A 21,531-nucleotide genomic window follows, 5' to 3' on the forward strand; every position below is an offset into this window, starting at 1 on the left:
GGGCTTCTACCCGATGCTCCAGCAGGTCTACGCCGACCGGCTCAAGACCTGGGCCGACTGGCAGGACCTTTCGGCGGAAGCGCACGGCAACCTCGACCAGGAAGCTCGGTGAGTGCGTCTGCCGGCCGCTCAGGCGGCGCATCCGGACGCCCGCGATCACCCATTCCGGCTGCCGAGGATGTGGCGGTCCCCGGTGTGGGTCTGGTTCAGCCTCATGGCACGGACGGCAAGGGCAAGGCAAAGGGCAATGGTCACAGCGCCGGCGGCTGCCGCGACGCACAAGGCGATCTTCGAGTGCCTCAGCTCATCAGCTGCGCGGCGCGTACATGATGACCAGGACACCGGCCAGGCAGATCAGCGAGCCGATGACGTCCCAGCGGTCGGGGCGGAAGCCGTCGGCGATCACGCCCCACAGCAGGGAGCCGACGACGAACACGCCGCCGTAGGCGGCCAGGATGCGGCCGAAGTTCGGGTCGGGCTGGAAGGTGGCGACGAACCCGTACAGCCCGAGGGCGATCACACCGGCGCCGATCCAGATCAGGCCGCGCTGTTCGCGCACGCCCTGCCAGATCAGCCAGGCGCCACCGATCTCGAACAGCGCAGCCAGGGCGAACAACAGGAGAGAACGGGCGATCGTCATGGCCGTCATTGCACCAGGCCGGGCCATGGCGCGCGGCGGCGGGGCCACCGGCGGAGACGGGCACTGCCTGCGGGGACCGCTGCCTGGGAGGGATCGGTGTCGGGGGCGGGATGGGCGTGCGGCGCCGTCATGGCTGGTCCTTGCCAACTCGGCCAGCAGTCGGCGCCTCATCGGGCCACCTCAGCCGGTACGGCGAGCAGCGCCGACAGTTCGGCGAGCCGGTCGGGCACGATCCGGTGGTACACCCAGGAGCCGCGCCGTTCGCTGGTGAGCAGGCCGACGTCCTTGAGCACCTTGAGGTGGTGGCTGATCGTCGGCTGGGCCAGGTCGAAGCTCGCGGTCAGGTCGCACACGCACGCCTCGCCACCCTCGTGACTGGCCTGATGGCGCTGCCCGCGAACCCCGCCCGCTGGACCCGACTGGCCGATGGCCTCAGCACCGGTACCGGTTTCAGCCTCGAACCGCCATGGCCTCAGCCTTCGAAACTCTCTGACCGTTCTCGGGCCTGTTATACGCGATCCGAATACGGCGCTCAGCCGTTCCGGTATGGTACGGCCGCGGATGCGCGAACGCACCCGCGGCCGTACCATTGCCTGTTATTGTCTGGCGATCTCCCGCTGGTCTGCTCGGTCTATCACGGGTCGCTCCGAAAGAGGCCGCTTCAGGTGCAGGTCATACTTGTAGTAGTACGCCATAAGGTTGGAGCTCATTCGTTCCTGCCATGGAAACAATGGCTCACAGGTGTCGCTGACCTTGATTCCTATGGTCACCTTCGTTGCCGACTCGGATACGACCGTGTCCGTGATCTTCTCGCAGAATGTGCCATCTTCCGCGGGGGCCCCGAACGTGAGCGTGGCAGTCAGTGTGCGTCCGTCGGGGGCAACCGCGACGGAGTCGATGCTGTGCCAATCCGCCTGGCCTCCGCATGCGCTCAACAGAAGGGCTGCTGGAACGAGCGCGATGCCTCGCAAGCCGTAGCGGGATTTCGTCACGGGGCTACCTCGGTCTAGTCGAGTTTCCGCTTCTTGATGTCGCCACCGAATGCGGCATATGCATACCATATATCCGTGGAGTAGTTCTTGCAGCTCAAGAGGATATTACTGTTCGCCTGATCGCGTCCGCCGCTGATGATGCCCTTGGCCACCACATCCCCTACGCTCGGATAGCCGGGCTGGATGATGGTGTAGACGGGTCCGCCGGAGTCGCCTTGCTGGCTGCATACCCCGTCCTTGGATCCCTCGAAGACGTTCTCGACCCGCTCGACGGTCGGATCAGTGGGGGAACTCCGGTACTCGGCCGACGTCCTGGCGTTCTGGACGACCCAGCCGCACAGTTCGCCCTTCTTGTAGCCGCCGGTGCAGTAGCGGTCGCCCTTGCGAGGGCTGCGGGTCCATTTACCGACGACCTCTCGTTTGGTCGTGGACGTGGGACCACCGGAGAAAATGGAGGCGGTGTGCACACGTGTTGTCAGCTTCATGCGCGCCAGGTCCCCATACTTGCCGGCGTTCGCCGGGTAGGGGATGGTGCCTACGTTGTTGCGATAGTTGGTCCCTGCCAGGTCGCCGAGCGTACCGGAATTGTCGGTCAGCCTTGCCGCCCCGGCGGGGGCCGTACCGTCCGGGAGGCAATGCCCGGCAGTGATGTAGTAGTTCTGGGACGCCGTGCCCCAGGCGAACCCTGTCGAGCAGCCACCGGCTGACGTCAGGTATCGGCTCCCACCGTTGATGTACAGGTCGAGATCACCGATCGTCTCGCCGACGACCCCGTCTTTCAGGCGGCACTCACGCTCCTTACCTTGCGCGTCCAGGGGGCACTTGTCCTCGGCCGCAGCATGCTGGACCAGGGGGATCGGACGCTCCAGGCCGGACCGCAGCCAGATGGAGACCGCGGTGACTCCGTAGCGTTGCGCCAACGCCAGCCGCAGCTGCGGGCTCACTTCCGTGGCCTGCAGCATGACCTGGTTCCGTTCCGGCCAGAGGCCGGCGGCCAGGATCTTGTCTCCGCCGGGGAGTTCGGCATCGAGATTGAGCACTTCAGCCATGATGGACCCGAGCTTGGCGGCACTATGGGGCACCATTTGGACGTTCGGGCTGAAGGTGAAACCTTCGGTTACGCCTGGGACGCCGTCGCCATCCGCATCGGATTCGGCGCTGCCCTCGAACTCGCCGGAGACAGTCCAGTCAGAATCACCGTTGCTGAGGTAGGCCGTTCCCGAAACCGCCTCCGCGGCGATGCTCTGACCTTCCGCAGTCACCGCCGGTATGTGCACCGCTCCTGTCACCATGTCGACGAGAGGCGTCGCCAGCGCTGACGAATGAGCGGCCACGCGGGTGTCAGCCACGTCCAGGGCATGAGCTTGCGCCTCAGCCATCGGCAGGGAATCGCGTTGCCACCGGTCGGGGGCGGTGAAGACCTCGACCCCGTCGCTTCCGGCGGGGTTCACGATCGTCGGACCGCCGAAGCTCTGGTACGTGACAGTGAGCTTGGGCGTCGCCTCCGCTGTGCCGTACTCGGAGGATGCGAACCCACGGTAGTTGTCGTCAGGACTGCTCTCGTCCGGCGTGCGCAGTTCGAGCCCGTAGTTGGGCGAGTGGTTGGCCCAGCTGCGGACGATGTCGGTGATCGGCCTTGATGATCCGGTTGGTGACCTCTTCTCCCATGGGCCGGCCCGTGACCTTCTGCACGATCAGGCCGAGCAGGACGTATCCCGTGTTGTTGTACTGCCAGGTCTTGCCGGGGGCGAACTGCGGCTTCTGCCCAAGGGCTTTGTCGATCAGGTCCCGTGGCTCGAAATAGGTGTGCCGGGCGCCCGTCACCGTCGGGAACCGCGTGTACTCCGGCAGGCCGGAGATGTGCTGCAGCAGCTGGCGGGACGTGATCTCGCGGCCGTCGTTGCCGTTGTCACGGACCACACCGGGCAGGTACTTCTCGATCGGCACATCCAGGTCGATCTTGCCCTCACCGGCCAGTTGCAGGACGACTGTGGCGGTGAATGTCTTGGTGTGGCTGCCGATCCGTACCATCCCGTTGACGGGCACCTTGGCCTTCGTCTCCAGGTCCCCCACCCCGGCGGTGTAGTCACGCACCCGCCCGTCGCGTCCCCGCACCGCCGCGACGACACCAGGGAAGTCGCCGGTGCCGACCAGCTTGTTCAGGCTCGTCTGCACGCGACGTCGTCGGGACTGGTCCGCGTGGTGGCGCCGGCGGCAGCCGTACCAAGACCGAGGGTGCCGGCGGCTACGGCTCCTACGGTGACCAGGGCCAGCAGACGGGTGGACGCTGGTGACATGGCGGGGAAAAGACTCATCAAGGGACTCCCTGCTGGATGACGAAATGTGACGCTGCCCAGCATGTCGGCGGACGTACGTCACGATTGATCCCCCATACCCGAATTGTCGGGTATGGCTAGCCCTACCAACGTCAAGCCGCGAGACGCGCCCCCCATTCGCGACAGCCAGCCCGGCAGAAGGCTTGCATCTGCGATGGATAGCAGCGAGATGGCTTGCAGATGAGTATGGCGATCGATAATCGTGGACATGGGCGTTTCGCAGTCATCTGACGAGGAGGGGCCGGTGGAACCCGCGTCGATCGATCGCCGCACCGGCGGCGAGTTGGCTCTGTCAGGAGAGGTACGGGTACCGGCCTGGCTCAGCGTGGCGATGCTCCGCGAGATGCCGCAGCGGGAGATGACGGTGAACTTCCAGTGCCGCTCGTCCGGGCCGCGACGGCACTACTTCACCGGGCCGCTGCTGATCGACGTGCTGCGGCTTGCCGAGCCGTTGTTCGACCCGGCTGAACGCAAGGATCGGCTGCGATTCCTGGTCGCGGTGAAGGGCCGCGACGGCCATCGGGCGGTCCTGTCGTGGGGCGAGATCGACCCCGAGTTCGGTAACACCGCGGCGCTGCTGGCCGTCAGCATGGACTGCCGGGATCTCGACGAGCAGGGGCCGCATCTGGTGATGCCAGGCGATCACTGTGGAGCGCGACACATCAGCGAGGTCACCTGCATCAGGGTGTGGGCGGGCGATTGGCTGTGGGAGTGAGGCCAGCCTGAAGGTCCCGTTGAAGACAGTGACGCGACCCATATAGCGCGCGTGGTTATCCTCCGGTCCAGCGTCAACAGTGCGTATGGATGGGGATATGTCGTCTTTTGCGGCAGCACGATGAGTGGCGATATCGCTCATCCAGGAGTTCCTCATGACTGCTGTTCAGGCCAAGCCCAAGGAGCCTGTCGATAGCGGCGACGAACACCGGCTCTCAGTCGCCGGCGGTCTGGCCGCGCTCTCGCTGGACGCGATGGCCTCCGTGGCCTACGGGCCGGAGGCCATCGTGCTGGTCCTGGCGCTGGCGGGTGGGGCAGGACTCGGGTTCACCATCCCGGTCACGCTCACCATCGCGGCGCTGCTGGCCGTCCTGACGTTCTCCTACCGGCAGGTCATCGCCGCCTTCCCCGAGGGCGGCGGCGCGTACGGCGTGGCCAGGACCTACCTCGGCCGGCGGGCCGGCCTGGTCGCGGGCGCCTCGCTGGTCATCGACTACGTGCTCAACGTCGCGGTCTCCGTCGCCGCCGGGACGGCCGCGCTCACCTCGGCCTTCCCCGGGCTGCTGCCGTACACGGTGTGGATCTGCCTGGGCGTGCTGGCGCTGGTGACCGCGATCAACCTGAAGGGCATCGCGCACAGCGCCCGCGCGTTCATCGCGCCCACCGCGATCTACGTGGCCGCGATCCTGCTGGTCGTCATCGCCGGCCTGATCAGGAACGAGCCCGCGATCGACGCGCACCACCAGGCGCAGAGCCTGCAGACGGTCGGCGTACTGCTGCTGCTCAAGGCGTTCGCCAACGGGTGCGCGTCGTTGACCGGCGTGGAGGCCATCGCCAACGCGGTGCCCTCCTTCAAACAGCCCCGGATACGGCGCGCCCGGCACGCCGAAGTGGCGCTGGGCGGGCTGCTGGCGGCCATGCTGATCGGCATCGCCGCGCTCATCGAGAAGTTCTCCATCGTCCCGGCCGACGGTGTGACCGTGCTGGCCCAGGTGACGCAGGCGTCGCTGGGTGACGGGTGGCTGTTCTACCTGGTGCAGTTCTCCACCGTGATCCTGCTGGCGCTGGCCGCCAACACCTCCTTCGGCGGGCTGCCCGTGCTGGCCCAACTGCTCGCCTCGGACAACAACCTGCCGCACTTCTTCGCGCTGCGCGCCGACCGGCAGGTCCACCGGTACGGCATCGCCTTCCTGGCCGTCACCAGCGGCGCGCTGATCGTCGTCGCGGCCGGCGACATGAACATGCTGGTGCCGCTGTTCGCCATCGGGGTGTTCGTCGGGTTCACGCTGTCGCAGGCCGGCATGGTCAGGCACTGGGTCAGGGATCGCCCGGCGGGCTGGCGGTGGCGCGCCCTGCTGAACGGCTTCGGCGCGCTGCTGACCAGCGTGGCAGCGGTCGTGGTGTCGCTCTCGAAGTTCACCGAGGGCGGCTGGCTGATCGTGGTCGCCCTGCCGCTCATGGTGGCGGGCATGGAATGGGTGAACCGCAGCTACGCGCGCATCGGCACCCGGCTCGGGCTCGGCGCCGTCCCGGCACCGCCCCGTCCCCGGCGTTCCCTCGTGGTCGTGCCCGTGCACGCGGTCACCCGGCTCACGCGTGACGCGCTCGCGGCGGCACTGTCGCTGGGCGATCGGGTGGTGGCCGTCAACATCACCCACCCGGAGGACGAGGCGCAGGCCCGCCGGTTCGTGGACGACTGGGACCGGTGGAATCCCGGGGTGGAGCTCGTCCAGCTCTTCGACGCCCACCGGCGGCTGGACGAACCGCTGGTCGACTACCTGGGGCGGGTGCCGGAGGCGCACGTTTTCGTGCTCATCGCCGAGGTCGAGCCGGAGCACGCCTGGCAGCGCATGCTGCAGAACCAGCGCGGCGCGGTGCTGGCCAGGGCGCTGCGCCGCCGTACCGAGGCAGTGGTGTGCCGCATGCGCTTCCGCGTGTCATGAGGCTCGTCCACGCGACAAGGCAGGCCCGGCCTGCGCGGCTCAGCGGCCTACGGCTGTCACCGCCTCCGCAGACCGCGCACGGCCGGTGTCGCCGCGAACGCCAGGCACAGCGGCAGGCCAGGTCGCGCCCGCCGCCCACAGGTTCGAGGCGCGCGTGGACAGGCGACGGGCGCGCGGGCCGGCCTGCTGACGGGCCGGCCGCCCGGCGAGGTGTCTCATCAGGCGCTTCCGGATTTTCGTGTTCCGGCTTGACCTTGCCCCTGGGTCAAGGTTCGACGATACTCCGCATGAACAACAACGCGCTGCACACCGTCGAAGCCCAGATCCACGACCAGGCCGCCGCCTACTGCGAGGCCAACAGCGTCCCCGGGTTCGTCGCCGGCGTCTACCACGCCGGTGAGCAGATCGTCGTCGCCCACGGCACCGCGAACGTCGCCACCGGCGCACCGATGCTCGACGACACCGGATTCCTCTTCGGCTCCGTCACCAAGGTCCTGACCACCACGCTGGTCCTCCAGCAGGTCGATCGTGGACTGCTGGACCTCGACACGCCGGTGGTGAAGTACCTGCCCGACTTCGCCCTGACCGCGCCGGGCGCGGCGGACAGGATCCTGGTCCGGCACCTGATCGGCCACACCAACGGCATCGACGCGGACCTGTACTTCCCCGACGACAAGGGCCGCGACGCCCTGAAGGCCTACGTCGAGGGCCTCGCGAGCAGGTGCGGCACCCTGTTCGAGCCCGGTGAGCAGCTCAGCTACTCCAACGGCGGCATGATCGTCGCGGGCCGCCTGCTGGAAGTGGTGACCGGCCTGCCCTTCCACGACCTGCTCGCCCGCGAGGTCTACGCCCCGGTCGGTATGAAGGACTCCAGCACCTCCGCCGAGCAGGCCATCCTGCGCGGCACGGCGGTCGGCCACTTCCTGGACCCCGAGACCATGACGGCCAAGCCCACGACCATGTTCACGCTGCCCGACACCTGGGGACCGGCCGGCGGCACGCCGATCGGCACCATCGCCGACCTGCTGGCCTTCGGCCGCACCCACCTCGCGGGTGGCGTCTCCCCCTCCGGCACCCGCGTCCTGTCGGCCGGGTCGACCGCCCTGATGCAGCAGGTCTCGTACGACATGGACAGCCCGAACACCCCGCCGATGGGCCTGGGCTGGGTGCTGTACCCGTTCGGCGACACGACCGTCCTGGCCATGTCGGGCGCCTCGCCCGGCGGTGTCTCCCTCCTGTGCGTCCTGCCCGAGCACGACCTGGTCTTCGCCGCCTACGGCAACAGCCCGGGCGCGATCATGCTGCAGGACCAGCTCCTGCAATGGCTGCTGAGCGAGCACCTCGGCGTCCGGATCCCCAAGCTGGTCACGGAACTGCAGGAGGACGTCGACCTGACCCCCTACGTGGGCACCTACCGCTCCAACCAGCTTCGCATCGACGTCAGCATCGTCGACGGCCAGCTCGAGGAGCGCACGGCCTACGAGCCGGCGGACGAGTCGCAGGAGCGGATCTTCACCGAGTTCGCCGGCGGCATGACCTCCGGCCCGCCGCAGCGCTACGTGCCGATTCGGCCGGGACTCTTCGCACCCGCCGGCTACCCGCTGGAGGCGTTCGACGGATACCTGCGGTTGCTGCTCGTCTCCTACCACGACGTCCGCGACGGCCAGGCGCGCTTCCGCAACGGCGGCGGCCGCCTGACCCGCCGGGCCTGACCGCTCCCCGCCGGGGTGGAAGGATGTCCGGCATGCTCACGATTGGCCAGCTCGCGGACTACGCCGGAGTGACCATCAAAGCCATCCGCCATTATCACGAGCGCGGTCTGCTCACCGAGCCCGACCGCGACTCGTCCGGCTACCGGCGTTACACCGCCGAGCACGCCGTCAAGCTCGTCAAGATCAGGACGCTGGCGCACGCGGGCGTGCCGCTGGCCCGCGTCAAAGACCTTGTCGACGCCGACCCGGACACGCTCACGGCAGCCATCGCCGAGGTCGACCACAACCTCCAGGACCGCATCGCGCAGCTGCGGCGAACCCGCGATCAACTCGCCCAGCTGAGCGGCGGCGACCGGCTCTTCGTCTCCCCCGAAGTCGCCGACTACCTCGACGATCTGCGCGAACTCGGCGTCAGCGAGCGCCAGGTGCACCTGGAGCGCGACGGCTGGATCCTCATGCAGACAGCCTCACCCGCAGACGCCTGCGTGTGGATCACCGAAAAGCGCGAGCTCATGAGCGATCCCGAGTTCCGCGCCCTCTACCTCGAACATGACGCCGCCTACGACTGGTCGCCGAGCGATCCCCGCCTGCCCGCCCTCGCGGACCGTACCCGGAACTGGTTCGCCGGGCACCACAGCCCCTCCGAGACCCGCCCCGTGCACAACGCGACCATCGCGCGGTTGGCCGCGCAGTCCCAGCCCGGAGCCTCATCCCCGGCGTGGGACCGCCTCGCCCGGCTCATGGAGGGCTCGCCCTCGCCCGGTTCGCCGGGACGAGGCCACGACGACCCGGGCGAAGGTCGGATCGCCGCCTCGTCCCGGGTCCGTTCCTGGTTTTGCGAGGCCGGGTCGAGCGAGGTGTGAGCGCCCGCTGATCACACCCGCATGCGCCAGGCGATGTCCCGCAGGGCGGCCGCGAGGCGATCCACGTCGTCCGTCGAGGTGAACAGTGCGGGGGTGACCCGCACGCAGTCGCCGCGTGTCACTCCCCCGCGCTGGACCGTGAAGATGCGATAGGTCTTCATCAGCGTGTCGGTGATGGCCACGTTGTCGGCCTGCGAGGTGCGGCCCGAGATGCGGAAGGCGGTGATGGTGCCGTACATCTCCGGCTCCTCCGGGGTGAGGATCTCCAGGTTGGCGATGTCTTTCACCTGGTTGACCCACCGCTCGCGCAGGTGGCGGAGCCGGGCCTGCTTGACCGCGGCGCCGAGGGACTCATGAAAGTCCAGTGCGGCGTCGACGGTGAGGATGGGCGCGACGTTCATGGTGCCGGAGTGGACACGGGAGCGGATGTCGGTCGCGGGGAAGGTCTCGTCGGCGTAGAGACGGTCCATGTCGGGCAGGCGATGCTTCCTGATGTAGAGGAAGCCTGATCCGAGGGGTGCGCTCATCCACTTGTGCAGGGAGAACACGGCGAAGTCGGCGTCGAGGTCGGCGATGGTGAAGTCGAGCTGTCCCCAGGAGTGGGCGGCGTCGACGATGACGTCCACGCCCGCCTGGCGGGCCATGGTGACGATCTCCCGCACGGGTGTGACGAGCCCGGTGCGGTTGTTCATGTGGCTGAGCAGGAGCAGCTTCAGGCCGGGGTGGTCGCGCAGGGCCCGTTCGTAGGTGTCGAGCACCGCCTGCCGGGTGGCGGGCTCGGGGATGACGATCTTCGCCAGGGACACCCTGCGCCGCTCGCGCAGCCAGTTCATCGCGTACTGCCCGCTGTGGTAGTCCAGGTCGGCGTACATGACGGTGTCGCCGGGGCGCAGGCGGTTGTACCCCGAGACGAGGTTCTGGAGCGCTTCGGTGCCTCCCCTGGTGAGTGCGATCTCCTCCCGGGAGACGCCGAGCAGGGCGGCGATGCGGTCGCGGACCAGGTCGGCGCGCGGCTTGTACTCGGTGCGCAGCAGGTGGGAGTTGTGCTCGTTGAGGTGGTCGACGTTGCTGTGGTAGGCCCGCCGTACCGGCTCCGGCATGATCCCGTAGTAGCCGTTCTCCAGGTTGACGTAATCCGGGTCCACCCTGAACTGCCGCGCGACGGCGCCCCAGAATCGATCATCACGGGCGAGCGCCTCGGGAGTCACCTCGTCCGGTACGGCGGGCAGCGCGGAAGCCGCTGTCCCGCAGACCGGCAGCGCACCCAATCCGGCGATCACATGTCGTCTGGACAGCGTCATGAAAGCATCTCCGTATACGTCTCAAGAATCAACTTCAGGGTGGCCGAAGCCCCCGAGGACAGCATTCCTTTTAACCCGCGGACGGGGCGACACAAAGCGCTCACGTTTTGCGAAACTGTTTGTCTTCGCAGGGCGCGTCCTGCCCGACCCCGGGCATCATCGACAGTGATGATTGCGACACGATCAACCCGCTCGGGCCGACCCGCCGCCACAAGCGCCGGCCGGATAATGGCGCAGGCGTTGGTTGTCCTCGCCATGATCGTCGGAGTCGTCTTCGCCCATGGCGGAGCATGTGCCGCGCTGGTGTTGTCGGAGGCGGCCGGGCATGACGTGCACGGTCACTCGCACGCGAGCGCTCCGACCGCGACGGCGATCTCGCAGGTCACGGCATGCGCCCATGACGAACTCCCGGCGCGGCACCATCACGGCATGGAGCAGGACCTCTCGGTTCCGGCCGCCCCCTTGACGTCTTTCTGCCCGGCGGGTGCGCCACCTTCGCCGACGCAGGCGGCCCGCGTTCTCCACGCGCCGAATTCAGGCACGACACAGTTCTCCAGGACGGCCCTGGCCGACCTCTGCGTGATGCGCGCATAGGACGACGATTTCTCGTTTCGTCATTCCTGATCAGGGCAGGGCGGTCGCTTCGCCATGCCCGAACAAAAGCCGATCACCTGAGGGATAAATGCCGTCTCCACTTTCTTTCGCGCCACTCCTCACCATGCCGTCAAGTCCCTATTCCTCGCTTTCTGTCGCGGTCGGCAACACGCCGATCACCTTTGTTTCCGAACCCTTCGTACCGGGCGGTGGCGGCTTCTGGGCGAAGCTGGAGAGCTTCAATCCCGGCGGGATCAAGGACCGGCCCGCGCTGCACATGGTGCGCCAGGCCCGCACCAGGGGAGACCTCGCTCCAGGGGCCACGATCATCGAGTCGACCAGCGGCACCCTGGGCCTCGGTCTGGCCCTGGCGGGAATCGTCTTCGGCCACCCCGTCGTGCTGGTGGGCGATCCCGGCATGGAGCCGCTCATGCGGCGGCTGTTGACCTCCTACGGCGTGCGCCTGGAACTCGTCACCGAGCCGCATCCCGTGGGCGGCTGGCAGGAGGCCCGCCGCGCGCGGGTGCGCTCCCTGCTGCGGGACACACCCGGCGCCTACTGTCCCGACCAGTACAACAACCCGGACAATGTCGAGTCCTACGCCGGGCTGGCGCATGAGCTGCTGGCCCGCCTCCCACACATCGACGTGCTGGTGTGCTCGGTCGGCACCGGCGGGCACAGCGCCGGCATCTCCAAGGTGCTGCGCCACCACTTCCCCGACCTCAGGCTCGTGGGAGTCGACACCGTGGGCTCCACCATCTTCGGCCAGCCGGCCAGGCCGCGGTTGATGCGCGGGCTCGGCTCCAGCATCCATCCGCGCAACGTCGCCTACGACTCCTTCAGCGAGGTGCACTGGGTCAGCGCCCCCGAGGCGGTGTGGGCCTGCCGTACTCTCGCCGTCCAGCACTACATCTCCGGCGGCTGGAGCACCGGCGCGGTCGCGCTGGTGGCCCGCTGGCTGGCCGGCACCTCCGCAGGCCAGACCATCGTCGCGATCTTTCCCGACGGTCCGTGGCGCTACTGGGACACCATCTTCGACGACAGCTACTGCCACGCCAACGGGCTGCTCGACGTCGTCCCCGCGGACGAGCCCGACGTGATCGGGGCGCCGTCGGAGCGCGAAGTCCACCGCTGGACGCGATGCGCCGGCGTGACCGACCCGCTGCCGTCCTCCGGCGGAGGCGCACGGTGATCGAGACGCTGCGGCAGTTCCGCTCCTTCGAGACACCGATCAAGCTGGTGCAGGTCAACCAGGCCGGCATCAACCTCGGCTTCTACATGCTCATGCCGTATCTGGCCCAGCATCTGGCGACCGGCGTGGGGCTGGCCGCCTGGACGATCGGGCTGGTCCTGGGCCTGCGGAACCTGAGCCAGCAGGGGCTGTTCCTGATCGGCGGCACACTGGCCGACCGGCTCGGCTGCAAGCGCGTCATCATGGCCGGCTGCGCGCTGCGCACGCTCGGGTTCGCGCTGTTCGGCCTGTCGACCGCGCTGCCGGTGCTGCTTGCGGCCGCCGCCGTGACGGGCTTGGCGGGCGCGCTGTTCAACCCGGCGGCCCGGGCCTACCTGGCCCGGGAGGCGGGTGACCGCAAGGTGGCGGCGTTCGCCGTGTTCAATGTCTTCTACCAGGGCGGCATCCTGCTCGGGCCGCTCCTCGGCATCGTTCTGCTGAAGGGCGGCTTCACCGTGGTGTGCCTGTCCGCGGCGGCGATCTTCGCGGTGCTGACGGTCCTGCAGGGGATCTACCTCCCGGAACGGCGGGACACGGCCTCGCCGGCCAGGCCCCCGGTCTCTCGTGAGTGGCGACAGGCGTTCGGCGACCGGGGGTTCCTGGCGTTCGCCGCGGCGATGATCGCCTCCTACGGCCTGTCGTTCCAGATCTACCTGGGCCTGCCCCTGGAGGTGCAGCGCAACGGTGGTGGCGATGGCTCGGTGGCGGTGCTGTACGCGCTGTCGGCCCTGCTCGGGATCGCCGGCCAGGTACGGCTGACCGCCTGGTGTTCCCGCCACTGGACCCGAGGACGGGCGATGAGCGCAGGGCTCGTCCTCATGAGCGTGTCGTTCGTCCCGATGGCGATGTCCGCGCACCTGTCGCTGCCGTGGCCCTGGGCCGTCCTGCCCGCCATCGCCTGCACGCTGGTGCTCACGGCGGGCACGTTGGTCGCCTACCCCTTCGAGATGGCCACGATCGCCGACATGGCGGGTGACCACCTGGTCGGCACCTACTACGGGCTGTACAACCTGCTGTCCGGTGCGGGCATCCTGGCCGGCTACCTGCTCTTCGGGGCCATGGTCGACGTGACGGCGTCCACCGCCTGGGCGAGCCTGCCGTGGACGGCGCTGACCGTCGTCGGCCTCGCCTCGGCGGCCGCCGTCAGGCGCCTGGCGAACCGCGACCGGCTGACCGCCGGACGAGCGGCGGCGACCGCGACCTGACGTCGGGAGCGTCGCCGCCCCACGGTCGCCTCGTCGAGCGCGGCGCGCATGGCCTCCGCGACGACGGCGTCCTTCTCCACGGCGGCCTTGTACAGGTGGGCCCGTCCCACGCGTTCTCTCGAAACCATGCCTTTGCGCGAAAGCCTGACGAGCACCGTCAGCACGGTGGTGATGGCCGGCTGCGAGGGAAGCCCGGCCGCGAGGTCCTGAGCGAACATACCGTCGGGCCGCTGCCAGAGGGACTCCATGATCGCCCGCTCGAGACTGCCCAGGTGCATCCGCGATGCCTCCCGTTGCCGCGTTCGTTCTCCTGACAGTCGAAGGCTACAGCTCGCAGCCCGCCACGCGACCGCGGCGAACAGCAGGATGGGTCGGCCACCTAAGTCGGATGCCTGATGCCTCGGCAGCGGATGGATTCGTACCGTTCAGGCATCGATTCCTGATCTGTTTCGGAGGGCACCATGTCGTTCCATGTTCTGATCGTCGGTGGCGGCATCGGCGGGCTCACGCTCGCCCAGGGGCTGCGCAGGGCCGGCATCTCGGTGGCGGTCTACGAGCGTGACCGGGCCAAGGACGACCGGCTGCAGGGCTACCGGATCCACATCTCCCCCAAGGGGTCCGCCGCGTTGCACGAGTGCCTGCCGAAGGAGCTGTACGACCGGTTCGTGGCGACGTCGGGCAAGCCCAACACCACGCTGGGCTTCTACGACGCCGATTTCTCCGAGCTGCTGGCCATCGGGGACCCTGACGCGCCCGAGCACTACATCGACAGCTTCAAGTCCGTCAGCCGCATCTCGCTGCGGGAGGTGCTGCTGAGTGGTCTGGAAGAGGTCGTCCAGTACGGCAAGACGTTCACGCGGTACGAGCCGCGCCCGGACGGCAGGGTGCGCGCCCACTTCGACGACGGCACCCACGCCGACGGCGACCTGCTGGTGGGCGCGGAGGGAGTCAACTCGCGGGTCCGCCATCAGCTGCTGCCGCACGCCGAGCGCGTCGACACCGGCGCGCTGTCGGTCTCGGCCAAGGTCCCGCTGGACGACGAGACCCGCAAGCTGCTGCCGAGGCAGCTGTTCGCCGGTTCGGGGTTCCTGTTCGGGCCGCAGGGCAAGGCGGTCTTCCTGGCCGCGCACGAGTTCCGCGCCCGCGGCTCGGTGGCCCAGACCCCCGGCGAGGGCCTGCTGCTGGACAACAGCGCCGACTACATCATGTGGAACATCGTCACCACCTGGGACAAGCTGGGCGACCGGGCCGAGCTGGAGCGCATGGACGGCGCCGAACTGCAGCAGGTCGCCTTCCATGCGCTGCAGGGCTGGAGCCCCCGGCTGCACAAGCTGATCGCCCGCAGCGACCTCGGCAGCATCTCGATCTTCCCGCTGAAGAGCTCCACCCCGGTCAAGCCGTGGCAGACGACCAACGTCACGCTGATCGGCGACGCGATCCACAACATGCCGCCCACTGCGGGCGTCGGCGCCAACACCGCGATCCTCGACGCCAGGCTGCTGTGCGCGAACCTGGTCGACCACGTCAAGGGACGGCGGACGCTGCTGGAGGCGGTGCACGCCTACGAGGTCGAGATGATCGACTACGCCTTCAAGGCGGTCGCGCTGGCCATGCGGAACCTGAAGATGGGCGTCAGCGCCAACCCGGTGCAGCGCTTCTTCACCAAGAGCATGTTCCGCTTCTTCAACGCGGTGCCGCCGCTGAAGAAGCAGATGTCCGCCTCGATGATGAAGTAGCCATGCGGATCGTCTTCGCGAGCCTGCTGATCCTGCTGCTGCTGGCCACGCTCGACACCACGCTCACCGGTGTCATCGCCCCCGCCCTGGTCGCCGAGCTCGGCGGGCGGGAGCAGGTCGAACTGGTGGTCGCCGGCTACGCGGCGGCCTCCACCCTCACGCTGCCGCTGTGGGGCAGAGCGGCGGACCTGCTGGGTCACAAGCGGGTGCTGCTGACCGCGCTGGTCCTGTTCGAGATCGGGTCGGCGGCCTGCGCGGCGGCGCAGGACATGACCCAGCTGGTGGCCGCCAGAGCGGTCCAGGGCGTCGGAGCGGGCGGGCTGATGGTCGGCGTCGTCACCGTGATCGCCGCGCTGCTCCCGCCCCGCGAACGGGCCCGCTACCAGGGGTATGTCACCGCGGTGACGGCCGTGGCCATGATCGGCGGCCCGCTGGCGGGCGGGCTGCTCACCGACGCGCTGTCCTGGCGCTGGGCCTACCTGGTCAACCTTCCGCTGGGCGCCGTCGCCTTCGCGACGCTGGCCCTCCTGGTACGGCTCCCGCCACCGGCACGGCAGGGCCGGGCCCGGCGCCTGGCCGACTACCTGGCGGTGTTGCCGCCACGCCTGCTGGCCGTGCGGAACTTCGCCCTCGCCGCGATCCTCGCCCCGCTCCAGGGGGCGGTGATGCTCTCCTCGGTCACCTATCTCCCTCTCCATCTGCAGGCCGGTGGCGTCTCCGCGGCGGCCAGCGGCGTCCTGCTGCTGCCGTTGCTGGTCGGGGCGGTCGTCGCTGCCTTCCTGTCCGGACGGTTGATCGCCGCCACCGGTCGCTACAAGCCGGTCCTGGTGGCGGGCACAGCTCTGACCGCGGCCGGTACGGCAGGCATAGCGCTGACGGGTGCCGGCTGGGCCGTGATGGCCGTGCAGGGTCTCGGGGCCGGCATGCTCATGCAGCTGGTCACTCTCGTCGCGCAGAACAGCGTGCCGGCCGCGGACGCCGGGGTGGCCGGCGGCGCCGGTCCCTTCCTGCGCCAGCTCGGCGGCGTGGCCGGGGTGACGATGACCGGGGCGCTGTACGAGATGGGCTCCGTCCACACCGCCTTCACCGCGCTGACGGTCGTCGCGGTGGCGGCCGTCGTGGTCGCCGCGCTGATCGTGGAAATCCCGCTGCGCGTCACGACAGGATGAGGCCGGCCAGCTCGGTCCGGGTGGTGACGCCCAGCTTCGGATACGCCTTGTACAGGTGGTGCCCGACGGTCCGGGGGCTGAGGAACAGCTGGGCGGCGATCTCCTTGTTGCTGGCTCCCGTCGCGGCCAGCCGTACCACCTGGAGCTCCTGTGGCGTGAGCCGCGACAGCGACGCGGCGTCGGCGCTCCTGGTCAGGGACTCACCGGTGGCGCGCAGCTCCGACGAAGCCCGATCCAGCCAGGGAAGGGCACCCAGCCGTTCGAAGGTGTGCACCGCCTCCCGCAGGACCGTACGGGCCTCCTGCTTGCGCCGCTCGCGCCGCAACCGCTCACCCAGCAGCAGCCGCGTGCGCGCGGCGTCGAAGGGGCGGTCTGCGGCCCGGTGCAGGTCGATCGCCGTGGCGAAGTCCTGCTCGTCGCCGTCCAGCAGTGACCGGCAGCGGGCCAGCAGGCCCTGCGCCCATGGCTGGCCGGCGGCCGCCGTCCAGCGGGCGAACCGGTCGTGGGCCGCGCGGGCACGCTCCGGCTCCTGCAGCCTGACCAGGGCCTCGACCAGGTCGGGTACGGCGGCGGGCTGCTGGCGGGCAGCGCGCGCCAGGTGATCGGCCGCTTGCTCGTAACGGCCTCGTACCAGCTCCAGCAGGCCCAGCGCCCACTGCGCCCACACCTGGCCCGAAGGCATCGCCGCCGCCCGCTCGGCGAGCGGCCGGCAGTCCTCCTCGACGCCGCGGACCGCGGCGAGCCAGGCCCGCACCCCGCACGCCTGCGCCTCCAGATGCGTCTGGCCGGTCTGTGCCGCCACCTGCTCGGCGTGGTCGGCGTCGGCGGCCGCGTCCAGATGACGGCCGCGCAGGAGCTCGACGCCGGCCAGCGCCAGGTGGGTGTGCGGCAGCCAGGCCACCATGCCGAGCGCGGCGCATTCGGTGGCCAGCGCGCGAGCCATGCTGAGGGCCGTGGCGTGGTCGCCGACGAGCAGGGCGACCGACAGGGCGTTGTTGCGCAGGCCGTGCTCGCCGTGATCGACGTGCCTGGCGCCTTCCACCACCTCGCGCAGCAGCGGCAGGGCCCGCGCCGGATCGTCCTCGAGCAGCGCCGTGATCCCCGTGGCCATGGCCGACGCCGGACGCGCGGGGTCGGTGCCGCTGCCGAGGGACATCAGCAGGTCGGTGGCCCGGCGCGCGAGCTTGACGTCATGGGCGTACCAGGCGTTGCGCACGACCTGGATCAGCAGCGAGGTGGCCCGGTCGGGATGCGCGGCGGCCAGCGGCCTGGCCGCCTCCAGCAGGGTGAGGCTCGCGGCCTCGACGGCGCCGTGCTCGAAGTCGACGTCGGCCCTGAGGTTGGCCAGGTGGGCCCGGACGAGCTCGTCGCCGGTCAGGCGTGCCGCCTGGTCGGTGAGCTGGGCGGCCCGGCGCAGCCGCCCGGCCGAGATGGCCGCCTCGGCGGCCTTGGCCAGCCGTACGGCCCTGGCATCGGCCTCGGGGGTGAGGAGCGCGGCCCGCTCCCACGCCGCCGCGGCCGCGTGCCCGCTGCGCCGCAGGAACGTCTCGGCTGACCGCTCCAGCTCGGCGGCCAGCCGCTCATCCGGTTCGGTCACCGCCGCGGCCAGGTGCCAGATCCGCCGCTCGGGCGCGCTGACCTCCGCCAGCGCCCGGTGGACCGCCCCGCGCCTGGCGAAGCCCGCCGCCTGATAGACCGCCGACCGGACCAGCGGATGGCGGAAGCGCACCCGCGCTCCGGCCACCTCGACGAGCCCGGAGCGTTCGCACTCCTCCAGCGCCCGCTCATCGGCGCCCAGGCGGGCCGCGGCACGCAGGATCAGCGCCGGGTCGCCCGTGTCTTCGGCCGCGGCCACCAGCAGCAAGGTCCCGGCCGGTTCGCTCAGCGCGGTGAGGCGTTGCCCGAAGGCGTCCAGCAGCCGCCGCGTGAGCGGCAGCTCGCCCAGATCGCCGCCGCCGGGGGCGCTGCGAGGCAGTTCGATGAGCCCCAGCGGGTTGCCGCCCGCCTCCGCCAGCACGCGCTCGCGCACGTCCACGGCCAGGCCTGGGGCGATCGCGTCCACCAGCTCGGCCGACGCCGACGCGTCCAGCGGGGACACCCGCAGCTCGGGCAGCCCGGGGGCGTGGAACTCCTCGCGCGCGGCGAGCAGCAGGGCCACCCGCTCGCTGCGCAGCCGGCGCGCGGCGAACAGCAAGGCGTCGGCCGAGGCCCGGTCCAGCCACTGTGTGTCGTCCACCACGCACAGCAGGGGCCGCTCGGCCGACACCGCCGCCAGCAGGCTCAGCACCGCGACCCCGACCAGGAACCGGTCACCGGCCCGCGCCGCGGTCATGCCCAGCGCGCCACGCAACGCCGTCGCCTGCACCTCCGGCAGCGCCTCCAGCTGCGCCAGCACGGGCATCAGCAGCAGATGCAGCCCCGCGTACGGCAGCTCCGCCTCCGACTCCACGCCCCCGCCGCGCAACACGGTGAACTCGGCCCCGGCTCGCTCCACGGCGTGGTCGAGCAGCGCGGATTTGCCGACACCCGGGTCACCGCCGAGGACCAGGACGCCGCTGACGCCGTCGGCGGCGTCGCGCAGCAGCCGGTCGAGTGCCTCTTGTTCGCGGGTCCTGCCGTAGAGCATCCCAAGATGCTACTGAGACCGACTTAAGTCACGGCGACCGCTATATGACTGATTACCCTGATCTTGCTGCTCCGTACGGTCGTGACCAGCGACAACACGACAGGAGAGCAACCATGAAGATCGCGTTCGTCCCGGGCGCCGCCGACCTCACGCTCCAGGTGGACCCGGCCATGGCCGAGCCGTACCAGCTCAGCTTCGACGGTGTGCTGCCGGAGGTGCGGCCGGTCACCGACGGGGTCGTGGTCGACTTCCCGCGCAGCTTCCACATCGGTGACCGGCGGCATGGCGGCCAGATCGTGCTCAACGCCGCCGGTCCGTGGACGGTGGAAGTACAGGGCCGGACCTCGCGGGTGGACGCCGACCTGCGCGAGCTCCGGCTGGCCGGGATCGACCTGCAGGGCGGGGTCGAGCACGTGCGCCTCGACCTGCCCGAGCCGCACGGCCGGGTGCCCGTCCGCGTCGCCGGCGGCGCGGCCGACCTCACCATCCGGCGTCCCGCCGGTGTTCCGGTACGGCTGGCCGTGGCAGGCGGCTCGACCCGCCTGACCATCGGCGAGCGGCACTTCGACACGGTCCAGCCCACGTACGTGTTCACCGACGCCGGGTTCGAGGAGAGCGAGGACCGCTACGACATCCTCATCGCCGGGGGAACCGACGCCCTCACCCTCGCGTGAGGCTGCCGCCTGGAGCTGCGCGCGGCACGCTGCAGGATCAGGTGTTGGCGGCGGTCCGCCGCCTCACCCTTGCGGTGGTCGAGCAACGCGGCTGGTGCCGCCCGGATGGGCCGGGCGACATCCGCCGATCGGCGGACGGCACCGCCGCCCTAGCTCGAACCGGCACCGTCGGCGAAGTGCGACAGAACCATCTCGGCCAGCGCGGCGACGTCGGCGTCGGCCATCGGCTCGCCGGTCATGCCCAGCCGGTGGAGCAACGTTCCGACGACGACGTCGATGAAGAACAGGACCCGGTTCTCCGGCTCGCCGAGCGCCTCCTGGAGCGCGAGCCGGTAGGGGTCCTGCAACCGCGCGGACAGGACTTCGCGCAGGGCCGGGTCGCTGACGGCGTCGCTGAACACGCCCGCGAACGCGTCGCCCACCCCGGGCTCGCCGATCTTCGCCGCGATCCAGCGGATGGCCGAGGCCATGAGGTCGGCTCGGCCGGCGCCCTCCAGCGGCACCGGGCCGAACGCGTCGAGGAGGCAGTCCACGATCAGCGCGCCCTTCGAGGGCCAGCGACGGTAGATCGTCGTCTTGGCGACGCCGGCCGCGGCGGCGATGCGGTCGACGGTGGCACGCGCGTAGCCGAGCTCGTGGACCGTGCTCAGCGTCGCGGCGAAGACCACGGCGTTGACGCCGGAGCGCGGGCGACCGGGTGGTCTGGCGGATGTGGTCGCTCGGGTCATGCCCACACGATAACCCATTGCGCTACTATCGGTATCGATACTTGTAGTAGCGAAACTATGGGCCGAGGAGGACACATGAGCGAGGTCACCGGTACGGAGCGACCGCCGCTGGGCATCCGGCTGCTGCACGCCCTGGGGAAGCAGCCGGACTGGCCGGCGATGACGACCGAGGAGCTCGTCGCCTACCGCGACGCGGAGAACCGCAAGCGGGCATCCCGTCTGGCACGGGTGATCACCGGGCTTCCCGACCGCGGCGCCACGATCCAGTGGGAGGAACTGGCGCTGGCCGACCGCCGGCTCCCGGTCCGGGTGTACCGCCCGTCGCCCGGACGCCGCGAGGGGCACGACGACCTGCCGCTCGTGCTCCACGTCCACGGCGGCGGGTTCGTGGGTACGGCGGTGCAGAGCGACTGGGTGAACAGCCGCCTCGCGACTCGGCTGCCCGCGGTCGTCGTCTCGGTCGAGCACCGCCTCCTCGACCCGGGCACTCCGCTGTCGGCGGCCGTCGACGACGGCTGGGACGCGCTCCGGCACGTCGTGCGGCACGCCGCCCAATGGGGAATCGACCCGGCGCGGACCGCCGTCTTCGGGGAGAGCACCGGCTCGTTGATCAGCGCGCTGGCCGCGCTCCGGGCCAGGGAGTCCGGGCTGCCGCTGCGGGCGCAGGTGCTGGTCAACCCCGCTGTCGACCTGACCTCGACGATGTTCGACCACGCCTCGGTCACCCAGCACGCCAACAGCCCGACCCTCACCCTGCCGCAGATGCGGCTGTTGCACCGCTTCGCCGTTCCGCCGGGAACCGATCCTCGTGCGATGTCGCCGCTGTACGCCGACGACCTGGGCGGGCTGGCCCCGGCCCTCGTGGTCGTGCCGACCCTGGACCCGCTGGCCGACCACGGCCGCCGTTACGCCGAACGACTGCGAGCGGCCGGGACGCCCGCGCGGCTCACCGAGTACCCCGGCGCGACGCACGCGTTCCTCAGCATGCCGGGCGCGGTGCCGCAGGCGAAGGCCGCGCGGGCGGAGATCCTCGAGTTCCTCCGGGGCCACCTCGCGGGGTGACGGGT

Annotated in this window: 16 protein-coding genes and 2 pseudogenes; 10 read left to right on the forward strand and 8 right to left on the reverse strand. The window is 70.0% G+C overall.

What is annotated here, in order from left to right; translation table 11 throughout:
- Positions 1-307: 307 nt before the first annotated feature.
- The 4 genes and pseudogenes from ABZX22_RS11140 to ABZX22_RS11155 all read right to left on the reverse strand — a co-directional run bounded on the left by ABZX22_RS11140 (position 308) and on the right by ABZX22_RS11155 (position 3,807).
- Positions 308-640 carry a YnfA family protein gene (locus ABZX22_RS11140; RefSeq protein ID WP_354907518.1) on the reverse strand — a complete coding sequence of 111 codons (333 nt, stop codon included), beginning with the start codon at positions 638-640 and terminating at the stop codon, positions 308-310.
- Between the two features lie 167 nt (positions 641-807).
- Positions 808-1,020, reverse strand: a pseudogene (locus tag ABZX22_RS11145) (metalloregulator ArsR/SmtB family transcription factor); the annotation flags it as partial.
- 626 nt (positions 1,021-1,646) lie between these two features.
- The gene (locus ABZX22_RS11150) at positions 1,647-3,083 is read right to left on the reverse strand and encodes a trypsin-like serine protease (protein WP_354907519.1); all 1,437 of its coding nucleotides are present in this window, start codon (positions 3,081-3,083) and stop codon (positions 1,647-1,649) included.
- A 97-nt stretch (positions 3,084-3,180) separates the two neighbouring features.
- Entirely contained in the window at positions 3,181-3,807 is a 627-nt protein-coding gene (locus ABZX22_RS11155; protein WP_354907520.1) for a serine hydrolase domain-containing protein, read from the reverse strand.
- 369 nt (positions 3,808-4,176) lie between these two features.
- On the opposite strand from ABZX22_RS11155, the gene ABZX22_RS11160 reads away from it, so the two are divergent.
- From ABZX22_RS11160 to ABZX22_RS11175, 4 genes are all read left to right on the forward strand, one after another.
- Positions 4,177-4,683 carry a hypothetical protein gene (locus tag ABZX22_RS11160; RefSeq protein WP_354907522.1) on the forward strand — a complete coding sequence of 169 codons (507 nt, stop codon included), beginning with the start codon at positions 4,177-4,179 and terminating at the stop codon, positions 4,681-4,683.
- Positions 4,684-4,837: 154 nt separating this feature from the next.
- Entirely contained in the window at positions 4,838-6,625 is a 1,788-nt protein-coding gene (locus ABZX22_RS11165; RefSeq protein WP_354907524.1) for an APC family permease, read from the forward strand.
- Between the two features lie 287 nt (positions 6,626-6,912).
- Positions 6,913-8,337 (forward strand): serine hydrolase domain-containing protein, encoded by a 1,425-nt coding sequence (locus tag ABZX22_RS11170; protein ID WP_354907525.1) that lies wholly within the window; start codon positions 6,913-6,915, stop codon positions 8,335-8,337.
- A 32-nt stretch (positions 8,338-8,369) separates the two neighbouring features.
- Positions 8,370-9,200, forward strand: coding sequence for a MerR family transcriptional regulator (locus ABZX22_RS11175; RefSeq protein ID WP_354907526.1), 831 nt, complete (start codon positions 8,370-8,372; stop codon positions 9,198-9,200).
- Between the two features lie 11 nt (positions 9,201-9,211).
- On the opposite strand, the gene ABZX22_RS11180 is transcribed toward ABZX22_RS11175, so the two are convergent.
- Positions 9,212-10,501 carry an aminotransferase class V-fold PLP-dependent enzyme gene (locus ABZX22_RS11180; RefSeq protein ID WP_354907527.1) on the reverse strand — a complete coding sequence of 430 codons (1,290 nt, stop codon included), beginning with the start codon at positions 10,499-10,501 and terminating at the stop codon, positions 9,212-9,214.
- Between the two features lie 718 nt (positions 10,502-11,219).
- Here ABZX22_RS11180 and ABZX22_RS11185 point away from each other — a divergent pair.
- Both ABZX22_RS11185 and ABZX22_RS11190 read left to right on the forward strand, forming a co-directional pair.
- Positions 11,220-12,287, forward strand: a complete 1,068-nt coding sequence (locus tag ABZX22_RS11185) for a PLP-dependent cysteine synthase family protein (RefSeq protein ID WP_354907529.1) — start codon at positions 11,220-11,222, stop codon at positions 12,285-12,287.
- Positions 12,284-13,531, forward strand: a complete 1,248-nt coding sequence (locus ABZX22_RS11190; RefSeq protein ID WP_354907530.1) for an MFS transporter — start codon at positions 12,284-12,286, stop codon at positions 13,529-13,531. The genes ABZX22_RS11185 and ABZX22_RS11190 overlap by 4 nt, the downstream gene beginning before the upstream one ends.
- Positions 13,532-13,551: 20 nt before the next feature.
- Here ABZX22_RS11190 and ABZX22_RS11195 read toward each other — a convergent pair.
- A pseudogene (locus ABZX22_RS11195) lies at positions 13,552-13,809 on the reverse strand (BlaI/MecI/CopY family transcriptional regulator); the annotation flags it as partial.
- A gap of 183 nt (positions 13,810-13,992) precedes the next feature.
- Between ABZX22_RS11195 and ABZX22_RS11200 the strand changes: the two are divergent.
- Positions 13,993-15,267, forward strand: a complete 1,275-nt coding sequence (locus tag ABZX22_RS11200) for an NAD(P)/FAD-dependent oxidoreductase (protein ID WP_354907532.1) — start codon at positions 13,993-13,995, stop codon at positions 15,265-15,267.
- A 2-nt stretch (positions 15,268-15,269) separates the two neighbouring features.
- Positions 15,270-16,436, forward strand: coding sequence for an MFS transporter (locus tag ABZX22_RS11205; protein WP_354907533.1), 1,167 nt, complete (start codon positions 15,270-15,272; stop codon positions 16,434-16,436).
- Here the strand turns inward: ABZX22_RS11205 and ABZX22_RS11210 are convergent.
- Positions 16,423-19,062 carry an AAA family ATPase gene (locus tag ABZX22_RS11210; RefSeq protein WP_354907534.1) on the reverse strand — a complete coding sequence of 880 codons (2,640 nt, stop codon included), beginning with the start codon at positions 19,060-19,062 and terminating at the stop codon, positions 16,423-16,425. The genes ABZX22_RS11205 and ABZX22_RS11210 overlap by 14 nt on opposite strands.
- A gap of 113 nt (positions 19,063-19,175) precedes the next feature.
- Here ABZX22_RS11210 and ABZX22_RS11215 point away from each other — a divergent pair, with 113 nt between their 5' ends.
- Positions 19,176-19,736, forward strand: coding sequence for a hypothetical protein (locus ABZX22_RS11215; RefSeq protein WP_354907535.1), 561 nt, complete (start codon positions 19,176-19,178; stop codon positions 19,734-19,736).
- Between the two features lie 149 nt (positions 19,737-19,885).
- Here ABZX22_RS11215 and ABZX22_RS11220 read toward each other — a convergent pair whose 3' ends face one another.
- Positions 19,886-20,464, reverse strand: a complete 579-nt coding sequence (locus tag ABZX22_RS11220; protein WP_354907537.1) for a TetR/AcrR family transcriptional regulator — start codon at positions 20,462-20,464, stop codon at positions 19,886-19,888.
- 75 nt (positions 20,465-20,539) lie between these two features.
- Here ABZX22_RS11220 and ABZX22_RS11225 point away from each other — a divergent pair, with 75 nt between their 5' ends.
- Positions 20,540-21,526 carry an alpha/beta hydrolase gene (locus ABZX22_RS11225; protein ID WP_354907538.1) on the forward strand — a complete coding sequence of 329 codons (987 nt, stop codon included), beginning with the start codon at positions 20,540-20,542 and terminating at the stop codon, positions 21,524-21,526.
- Positions 21,527-21,531 lie beyond the last annotated feature (5 nt).

The sequence above is a fragment of the Nonomuraea sp. NPDC003804 genome (assembly GCF_040610675.1).
Taxonomy (GTDB): domain Bacteria; phylum Actinomycetota; class Actinomycetes; order Streptosporangiales; family Streptosporangiaceae; genus Nonomuraea.

Bases quoted from the DNA above. Each gene is read 5' to 3' on its own strand.
- ABZX22_RS11140 (WP_354907518.1), bottom strand. From the start codon at position 640: ATGACGATCGCCCGTTCTCTCCTGTTGTTCGCCCTGGCTGCGCTGTTC.
- ABZX22_RS11160 (WP_354907522.1), top strand. From the start codon at position 4,177: ATGGGCGTTTCGCAGTCATCTGACGAGGAGGGGCCGGTGGAACCCGCG.
- ABZX22_RS11165 (WP_354907524.1), top strand. From the start codon at position 4,838: ATGACTGCTGTTCAGGCCAAGCCCAAGGAGCCTGTCGATAGCGGCGAC.
- ABZX22_RS11170 (WP_354907525.1), top strand. From the start codon at position 6,913: ATGAACAACAACGCGCTGCACACCGTCGAAGCCCAGATCCACGACCAG.
- ABZX22_RS11175 (WP_354907526.1), top strand. From the start codon at position 8,370: ATGCTCACGATTGGCCAGCTCGCGGACTACGCCGGAGTGACCATCAAA.
- ABZX22_RS11180 (WP_354907527.1), bottom strand. From the start codon at position 10,501: ATGACGCTGTCCAGACGACATGTGATCGCCGGATTGGGTGCGCTGCCG.
- ABZX22_RS11185 (WP_354907529.1), top strand. From the start codon at position 11,220: ATGCCGTCAAGTCCCTATTCCTCGCTTTCTGTCGCGGTCGGCAACACG.
- ABZX22_RS11200 (WP_354907532.1), top strand. From the start codon at position 13,993: ATGTCGTTCCATGTTCTGATCGTCGGTGGCGGCATCGGCGGGCTCACG.
- ABZX22_RS11205 (WP_354907533.1), top strand. From the start codon at position 15,270: ATGCGGATCGTCTTCGCGAGCCTGCTGATCCTGCTGCTGCTGGCCACG.
- ABZX22_RS11210 (WP_354907534.1), bottom strand. From the start codon at position 19,062: ATGCTCTACGGCAGGACCCGCGAACAAGAGGCACTCGACCGGCTGCTG.
- ABZX22_RS11215 (WP_354907535.1), top strand. From the start codon at position 19,176: ATGAAGATCGCGTTCGTCCCGGGCGCCGCCGACCTCACGCTCCAGGTG.
- ABZX22_RS11220 (WP_354907537.1), bottom strand. From the start codon at position 20,464: ATGACCCGAGCGACCACATCCGCCAGACCACCCGGTCGCCCGCGCTCC.
- ABZX22_RS11225 (WP_354907538.1), top strand. From the start codon at position 20,540: ATGAGCGAGGTCACCGGTACGGAGCGACCGCCGCTGGGCATCCGGCTG.